This window comes from Pseudomonas sp. GM24 (genome assembly GCF_000282235.1).
Taxonomy (GTDB): domain Bacteria; phylum Pseudomonadota; class Gammaproteobacteria; order Pseudomonadales; family Pseudomonadaceae; genus Aquipseudomonas.
The window spans coordinates 1-4928 of the sequence record NZ_AKJR01000313.1 but is presented as its reverse complement, the minus strand read 5'-3'; the positions used below and the strand labels follow the sequence as shown (position 1 = coordinate 4928).

Below are 4928 nucleotides of genomic sequence, written 5' to 3'. Positions count from 1 at the left end.
CGCCGGAAGTGGGGCGAATTATAGACATCTGAAATCTGCCGTCAAGCGTTAATTGCGCTTTTCTATCGAAGCAAGGAAAAGCCTTCTATATAGAGGCGCTCACCTAAGCCTTACCTGGAATCAAGCCTTCAGCCAGAAAGCATAGGCAAACCTACCCTGGCTCGTAGCAAAGCTTGAGCACGAGGTCAGCGAATATCAAAGGAGAGAGTTTCAACAAATAAATGGTGTCCCAGGGCAGGTTCGAACTGCCAACCTTCCCCTTAGGAGGGGGATGCTCTATCCAATTGAGCTACTGGGACACACGCTTGTCGCAGCAGACGCTGCATGACGGACGGCGTGCATGTTAACCACCGCACCCGGATTTGTCATGTCGTCCGTAGGGCTTTTTAAGTGTAGGCAGCCGCCCTGCCATATCGCGGGAAGAATTACCGTGCATTTTGCACCCCTCCCTAACGTCTTCATTGCAGATTGCAATCCAAGCAAGCCGTGAAAGCCTCTCAACTGCTTGTTTTTAAAGGACTTAACAGAGGTTAAACTGTTGGCACGACGGCTGCTTTATCTGTTCTATAGAAGAACATTCGGAGCCACGCCCCATGAACAGCACTCTTTTGCTTGCAAACGCAATTGCTCTAGTGGTTTTGGTGAGCTCCCAATTTATCCCCGAGAGTTCCGCACCAGAGCCATTGGTTCAGCGTATGCCACATTACCTGCAGGTACAGAGAACGCCGCAACTGGCGGTGCTGAGCGATCAGGTCAACCCTACCTCACAAGCCGTCAGTATTTCCGGGCAGACGCTGCCAGCACTGACTTCAGAACATCTGGTTTTTTGAAATATCTTCAGGAGTAGAAAATGTCCAAATCAGCTGCAGGATTTCTGATCCTCGCTTTATTGAGCGGCGTTGTGCATTTATCGTTGTTCGAGGGTACCGAAATCACCCTGCCACTGATTGGCTGCGGTGTGTTTGCAGTGCTGTTTGTGCTTGCAATGGCTGCCGGACGGAAAATCAAATTTGATCCGGTTTTACGTTGATCCCGATCAGGCGCAGAAGATCATTGACGGCCTCCGCCAGATTTCCGGAATTATCGATGTGATATACCGGCCCATCACTTGACCTCCGATCCTTGAACAACGCATTGCGAGCCAGTCTTTCTTCAATCTGCTCAAGCGTCTCTCGACCACGTCTGAGCAGACGTTCTCGCAAAACTTCATTCCTGACCGTAAGCAAAACCGGCAGCAGCGACGGATAGCGCTCCAATGCCTGGCGCAGATTGGCGCGGGAACCGTTGACCAACACATGCTGACCAGCTTTCAGTCGCTGATCCATTTCCACCGTAATTCCATAGGAAAGACCATTGGCGCGCCAGGCCAGCGAGAAGTCGCCAGCGCGCTCGCGTCGCTCGAACTCCTCCGGTGTCACCCCAATGGCATCCTCTCCTACCGATTCAGCGGATCGCGTGATCACCCGACGCATCACCTCGCAGTTCAACCCACGCAATGGCACCCGCGCCGCTTCAATCAAACTGTCCTTTCCCGAACCGGACGGCCCCATCAAATAAATTAGCTTGCCATCCATCCTGAAAACACCCTCCAGCAGGGGTATGCCACTAGTAAATCGGCAATTTGCCACTATCCTGTACAGGTAAGGAACAAGGATTTAGAACCCGCATAGCATGCACGTTCTGATGCCTTCGGACATCAATTGATGTGCGGCAGGAACCGAGCAAGGATGCGGACAGTGGCGAAGATTTCAAACCAGTCCGCATTTCTGATAATTGGTGCTGGCATTACGCCTTTACCCAGCTCAATATTTGTCACAGAATTGACGCCAATGATCTGGCAATTTTGAGGCATGATGCGGGCCTCTTAACAATTCAGGTTGAACCATTTGGCGCGGATGCTTGTCCTACCACACATCCTGCGGCCAATCCCGAGAACCGCTCCCCTGAACTAACCGGTTAAATATATGCGCCCATTGAAACAGGCAATTTATTCCAGCCGTACGGCTGACAAGTTCGTCGTACGTCTGCCAGACGGAATGCGGGAACGCATTGCCGAGGTGGCTCGCAATCATCATCGCAGCATGAACTCCGAAATCATTGCGCGCCTTGAGCAGAGTCTTATTCAGGAAGGTGCACTGGGCGAAGAGCTGAGCATGCGCCTGGACAGCCCGGAGCTGTCGTTGCACGAGCGCGAGCTGTTGCAACGTTTCCGCCAGCTGTCTCACCGTCAACAAAATGCTCTGGTGTCCTTGATTGCCCACGATGCAGAAATGGCAGCAGACGCGTCCTGAGCCATACCGAACATCTCAAGCCAGCTTAATTGCTGGCTTTTTTTCGCGCGGATTTTGGGTAATCGCAGGCACAAAAAAGCCCGCCAATTGGCGGGCTGTTTCAATGCTGCCGGTTAGAGCAGGAAGATTGTCGCCAACCCCAGGAATATGAAGAAGCCACCACTGTCGGTCATCGCAGTGATCATCACGCTGGCTCCCATCGCCGGATCTCGCCCCATCTTCGCCAAGGTCATAGGGATCAAAACGCCCATCAATGCAGCCAGTAACAGGTTAAGTGTCATTGCCGCGGTCATTACCACGCCCAGGGACCAACTCCCGTAGAGCAGATAGGCAACAACACCGATCACACCTCCCCAGACCAAGCCATTGATCAAGCCTACCGCCAACTCCTTGCGCATCAGGCGCGAAGTATTACCGGTACTGACCTGATCGAGCGCCATGGCGCGAACGATCATGGTGATCGTCTGGTTACCGGAATTACCACCAATACCCGCCACGATCGGCATGAGTGCCGCCAGTGCTACCAGCTTCTCGATCGAACCCTCGAACAGACCGATCACTCGCGACGCGACAAACGCAGTGATCAAGTTGATCGCCAGCCACGCCCAACGGTTACGCAGAGACTTCCATACCGAAGCGAAGATATCCTCCTCTTCACGCAGACCGGCCATGTTGAGGACTTCGTTCTCGCTTTCCTCACGAATCAGATCGACCATTTCGTCGATCGTCAGGCGGCCGATCAACTTGCCGTTCTTATCGACTACCGGGGCGGAGATCAAGTCGTAACGCTCGAAGGCCTGTGCGGCGTCGTAGGCATCTTCGTCCGGGTGGAAGCTCACCGGATCACTGGCCATCACCTCGGCAACTTGTTTGTCCGGGTCATTGACCAAAAGGCGCTTGATCGGCAGTACACCCTTGAGCACACCATCGTAATCAACGACAAAGAGCTTGTCGGTATGACCTGGAAGCTCTTTGAGGCGACGCAGATAGCGCAGAACCACTTCGAGACTGACATCCTCACGGATAGTCACCATCTCGAAGTCCATCAACGCACCGACCTGCTCCTCGTCGTAAGACAGGGCCGACCGCACGCGTTCACGTTGCTGGTTATCCAGACTCTCCATCAGCTCGTGGACGACGTCTCGCGGCAGCTCGGAAGCCAGGTCAGCAAGTTCGTCGGCGTCCATGTCCTTGGCCGCGGCCAGGAGCTCGTGATCGTCCATGTCGGCGATCAGCGTTTCACGAACAGAGTCGGATACTTCGAGAAGGATATCGCCGTCGCGATCAGCCTTGACCAATTGCCAGAGCGTCAGACGATCGTCCAGCGGCAAGGCTTCAAGGATGTAGGCGACGTCGGCAGAGTGCAGATCATCAAGCTTGCGTTGCAGCTCGACGAGATTTTGTCGATGAACCAGGTTTTCGACGCGATCGTGATGCGCGCCTTCCTGGCGATGAGTCAGGTCTTCGACGACGCGCTGACGCTGCAGCAACTCGACAACCTGAGCCAGGCGATCCTGCAGGCTTTCTTGTGTTTTCTTTACTTCGATTTCAGACATAGGCGAACTCCACTCCCAGCAGCGGGGCACGCCGGAAGGATCAATCAGTCAATTCATGATTGGTGAAACGGGGTACTGAGTAACTACTGGGTAAGTCCATGGAGGTTTTCCACAAGCCCCGGCGGGGCTGACGGGCGCAATGATACACCGCCTGACGGTTTAAAACGTTAAAAAATCGCGGTCGAAACAAGCGCTTGCGAAACAATCCTGAGCACTGTCCTGATCCCTGCACATGCGACGACTCATCCTGAAAAGAAAACACACCGGCACTGGAAAATGTAGCGACTACCCTTGAGCGTAGATCGTCATGGAGGACGTCGAATGCCATTGAAACCATCCCACCTTGTACTCACCAGCCTGTTCTGCCTGCCGCCGACCGGGGCCGCCCTGACCCTCCATCGCTGCGAAGCCGCCGATGGCAGCATCACCTTCACCTCGATGAGCTGTGCGCAAGGTGAACGGCGCTCGGCACAGGAAGTTCACTCCTACTCGCCCGGATCAGTTGTGGCCGTGATGCCAGAACACAACCATAAAGAAACCTTCGGCATGACAACCGCAGGCCGAGAACCGGGCATCGTTGGCCACACTGAAGACAAATGCGGAAATCTGATCGACGCCAGGCAACGTCGCGAAGCGATCATCAATCGCCGAGTCATTGCCGGCATGAGTCAGCAAGACGTCGAAAGCGCGTTAGGCAAACCGGACAAGGTGAATATTCGAACATCGGCGACCAGCTATCGCTATGACCTCAAGCGAGGCCGTTCGGCTCAAATAGATTTTGATGAGAGGGGATGCGTGAAGGCAAAAACAAAATCCCGGACAGCAAAAAGCCCGCGTTAAACGCGGGCTTTTCGGTATATGGTGCACTCGACAGGATTCGAACCTGTGACCGCTCGGTTCGTAGCCGAGTACTCTATCCAGCTGAGCTACGAGTGCAATTTGTGTTTTTAGACCAGACCACAACTGGCTGAAACCAAGTTATTCACATTGCTGCAACTAACTCTTAAATGGTGCACTCGACAGGATTCGAACCTGTGACCGCTCGGTTCGTAGCCGAGTACTCTATCCAGCTGAGCTACGA

6 protein-coding genes and 2 tRNA genes are annotated in these 4928 nt (G+C 53.9%); 4 read left to right on the top strand and 4 right to left on the bottom strand.

Features of this window, described 5'->3' with window-relative positions; genetic code table 11:
- Positions 1-222 precede the first annotated feature (222 nt).
- Positions 223-299 (bottom strand) — tRNA-Arg (locus PMI23_RS27510).
- Positions 300-593: 294 nt separating this feature from the next.
- Here PMI23_RS27510 and PMI23_RS29630 point away from each other — a divergent pair.
- On the top strand, positions 594-830 hold the full coding sequence (locus PMI23_RS29630) for a hypothetical protein (protein ID WP_007919322.1): 237 nt from the start codon (positions 594-596) through the stop codon (positions 828-830).
- A gap of 20 nt (positions 831-850) precedes the next feature.
- On the top strand, positions 851-1030 hold the full coding sequence (locus PMI23_RS27505; RefSeq protein ID WP_007919326.1) for a PA3371 family protein: 180 nt from the start codon (positions 851-853) through the stop codon (positions 1028-1030).
- On the opposite strand, the gene phnN is transcribed toward PMI23_RS27505, so the two are convergent.
- Positions 1005-1574, bottom strand: coding sequence for a phosphonate metabolism protein/1,5-bisphosphokinase (PRPP-forming) PhnN (gene phnN, locus PMI23_RS27500; RefSeq protein ID WP_007919328.1), 570 nt, complete (start codon positions 1572-1574; stop codon positions 1005-1007). The two genes, PMI23_RS27505 and phnN, sit on opposite strands and share 26 nt — an antisense overlap.
- 390 nt (positions 1575-1964) lie before the next feature.
- On the opposite strand from phnN, the gene PMI23_RS27495 reads away from it, so the two are divergent.
- Entirely contained in the window at positions 1965-2291 is a 327-nt protein-coding gene (locus tag PMI23_RS27495) for an Arc family DNA-binding protein (protein WP_003178899.1), read from the top strand.
- 113 nt (positions 2292-2404) lie between these two features.
- On the opposite strand, the gene mgtE is transcribed toward PMI23_RS27495, so the two are convergent.
- A complete protein-coding gene (gene mgtE / locus PMI23_RS27490; RefSeq protein WP_007919330.1) occupies positions 2405-3847 on the bottom strand; it encodes a magnesium transporter in 1443 nt (480 codons plus the stop codon).
- A gap of 321 nt (positions 3848-4168) precedes the next feature.
- Here mgtE and PMI23_RS27485 point away from each other — a divergent pair, with 321 nt between their 5' ends.
- Positions 4169-4687: a hypothetical protein gene (locus PMI23_RS27485; protein WP_007919331.1), complete on the top strand. Its 519-nt coding sequence runs from the start codon at positions 4169-4171 to the stop codon at positions 4685-4687.
- 19 nt (positions 4688-4706) lie between these two features.
- Here PMI23_RS27485 and PMI23_RS27480 read toward each other — a convergent pair.
- Positions 4707-4783, bottom strand: a tRNA-Arg gene (locus tag PMI23_RS27480).
- Between the last annotated feature and the right edge of the window lie 145 nt (positions 4784-4928).

Coding starts and splice junctions, on each gene's coding strand:
- PMI23_RS29630 (WP_007919322.1), top strand. CDS start 594: ATGAACAGCACTCTTTTGCTTGCAAACGCAATTGCTCTAGTGGTTTTG.
- PMI23_RS27505 (WP_007919326.1), top strand. CDS start 851: ATGTCCAAATCAGCTGCAGGATTTCTGATCCTCGCTTTATTGAGCGGC.
- phnN (WP_007919328.1), bottom strand. CDS start 1,574: ATGGATGGCAAGCTAATTTATTTGATGGGGCCGTCCGGTTCGGGAAAG.
- PMI23_RS27495 (WP_003178899.1), top strand. CDS start 1,965: ATGCGCCCATTGAAACAGGCAATTTATTCCAGCCGTACGGCTGACAAG.
- mgtE (WP_007919330.1), bottom strand. CDS start 3,847: ATGTCTGAAATCGAAGTAAAGAAAACACAAGAAAGCCTGCAGGATCGC.
- PMI23_RS27485 (WP_007919331.1), top strand. CDS start 4,169: ATGCCATTGAAACCATCCCACCTTGTACTCACCAGCCTGTTCTGCCTG.